Genomic DNA, 2,343 nt, shown 5'->3' with positions numbered 1-2,343 from the left:
GCCACGATCTGCCTGGTCCGCTGGTTCATGGCATTGGAGTTCTTCCAAGCCCGCATGAAAGCTGAGATCTGATCAGCCGGCAGGTTGATTAAAACGGCGATCAAACTCCAAAAAACTGCTTCGTCGTCTGGGCCCGCCTTAAGATCAGTGAAGACGGAGAGCTGGTCTTTTTTCCCCGCCAGGCCCGGGCATTCTTCACTTAAGCCTGTTGCCAAAAAGTCCTGGAAGGCCCGGCGGCTGTCCTTGCCCAGAGCCAGTTTGACAAATTCTTCTCTGATTCTTTCCACGGAAATCTTGCTTAAAAGCTCGTGGTTGTCAATAATTGCCTGCCTGGTCTTTTCTTCCAGGCTGAACGAAAGCTGGCTCATGAAACGGACTGCCCGCATCATCCGCAAGGCATCCTCGTGGAAACGTTCTTCCGCCACTCCGACCGCCTTGATAACGTGGCGCTTTAAGTCGCCCAGACCGTCAAAAAGATCAATAATCTCCCCTTGCCGGTTCATGGCCAAAGCATTGATGGTAAAGTCCCGCCGCTTTAGGTCCTCATCCAGGTTCTGCACGAAGGTGACCTTGTCCGGCCGGCGGAAGTCCTGGTAGCCGGATTCGGTTCTAAAAGTCGTGATTTCGTAGCTGGAGCCTCCATAAAGGACGGTCACGGTTCCGTGCTGGATGCCAGTGTCAATGCTTTTGGCAAAAGTCTCCTTGACCTCTTCCGGATAGGCACTGGTCGCGATGTCCACGTCATGAATCGGCCGCTCTAAGAGCAGGTCGCGGACGCAGCCGCCGACGAAATAGGCTTCAAAACCAGCTTCTTCCAACTTTTCCAGGACCGGCATGGCCTGGGTAAAAACTTCCGTTATACGAGTATTAGTCATCTTCTTCTCCACCTTGACTGTTTTTTGCTAAAATTGATTACGCATGGGGAATTATAAAAGAAAGGAGTATCGAAATGAACAAGCCAAAATTCAAATGGACCACTAGTGACACGATCGATATCCTGATGATTGCCCTGGGCTCAGCCATCTACGCCTTCAGCGTGGACATGGTGTCGATTCCCAACAAGCTGGCTGACGGGGGGCTATCGGGTTTCACCTTGATTATCCGCCACTTCTGGGGCATCAACCCTGGTATCAGCACCTTCATCATCAACATTCCCTTGATCTTTTTAGGCTTTAAGTATATGGGCAGGCGGGCCATGATTTATACCGTCTGGGGAACCCTCTGCCTGTCTTTCTTCTTGAGCGCGTGGACCCTGCAGTCTATTATAGACCAAGTTCCCCTCCATCACGACCCCTTCCTGGCCACGGTCACGGCCGGATGCTTGTCGGGACTGGGATTAGGCCTGGTCTTCCGCTTTAACGGCACGACTGGGGGCAGTGATATTATCGCCCGGGTTTTGCAGGAAAAATATGCTATCACCCCCAGCAAGGGCCTTCTGGCTTTGGACTTTTTAGCCCTGGCCTGCTCTTTGTCCTACCTGGACTTTTTCCACGTTGGCTACACAATGGTGTCTTGCTTTATTCTCTCCAAGGTCATGGCCTTGGTAACTGAAGGCGGGACCCGGGCCAAGGGGGTCTTCATCATTTCCCAAAACTACAAGAACATCGCCAAACTGATCGACTTGAAACTGGAACGCGGCTTTACCTACATCAATGCTGAAGGCGGATATTCAAGCGATCCCCGCCACATGATCTACCTGGTCCTGTCGCCAAGGGAAATCCCGGAATTAAAGAAAATCGTCAAGCAAGAAGACCCCAAAGCCTTCATCACTTTCTTTGACGTCAACGAAGCTCTTGGCGAAGGCTTCAGTTACAAGACCAAACAATCCAGCTTATTTATCAGAAAGTAAAAGGAGTCACGCATGTGACTCCTTTTTTCATACATTAATCGTCTTTTCCAATCCGCTCTGCTGCTGTCCGCAGCTTTTTGGCAAATACTGGAGCCAAATGCTTGAGCAAGCGAACCGGTTCGATCTGGCCCTTGACATAAGCATTGCTGAGCATTAAGTAAGCTATCGTTTTGCCAAGCTCATTCTTCACGGGCACAAGCAGCAGCTGGTCAATAGCGTACTTATCCAAAAATTCTTCCTGTTCACTGAAATCAGCCTGCTTCTGGGCAAATTCCTTGACATCAGGAATCAGCAGATAATCCTTCCTTTGCAGCAAGTCGCTGAAAGGCTTCAAGAAGCGGTTGCTGATGTTTTCGAGCCTGTCTTCAACCGGCTGGGCATAAGGAGCTGTCCATTCGTAGTTAATTGAGAAGCTGTCAGTTCCGATTTCCAAAAGCACCGCGTGCGAAGCCTGAGTCACGTCACCAATTTCCTGCAAGGCATTCTGGATTGCT

2 protein-coding genes and 1 pseudogene are annotated in these 2,343 nt (G+C 50.4%); 1 reads left to right on the top strand and 2 read right to left on the bottom strand.

The genetic code is table 11. The features are described 5' to 3' along the window. Nucleotides 1-875: CCA tRNA nucleotidyltransferase (locus ACI32D_RS04805; RefSeq protein WP_439775490.1), on the bottom strand; the 875-nt coding region annotated here is incomplete at its 3' end. Between the two features lie 74 nt (nt 876-949). On the opposite strand from ACI32D_RS04805, the gene ACI32D_RS04800 reads away from it, so the two are divergent. Further along, nucleotides 950-1,849: a YitT family protein gene (locus ACI32D_RS04800; RefSeq protein ID WP_439775489.1), complete on the top strand. Its 900-nt coding sequence runs from the start codon at nt 950-952 to the stop codon at nt 1,847-1,849. A gap of 34 nt (nt 1,850-1,883) precedes the next feature. On the opposite strand, the pseudogene ACI32D_RS04795 reads toward ACI32D_RS04800, so the two are convergent. Further along, a pseudogene (locus tag ACI32D_RS04795) lies at nt 1,884-2,343 on the bottom strand (EAL domain-containing protein); the annotation flags it as partial.

Source organism: Lactobacillus sp. (genome assembly GCF_051873315.1).
GTDB lineage: Bacteria > Bacillota > Bacilli > Lactobacillales > Lactobacillaceae > Lactobacillus.
The sequence above is the reverse complement of the archived record's forward strand: the minus strand, read 5'-3'. Positions and strand labels throughout refer to the sequence as shown.

What these genes read in the sequence shown, in the direction of transcription:
- ACI32D_RS04800 (WP_439775489.1), top strand. Translation starts at nt 950, where the DNA reads ATGAACAAGCCAAAATTCAAATGGACCACTAGTGACACGATCGATATC.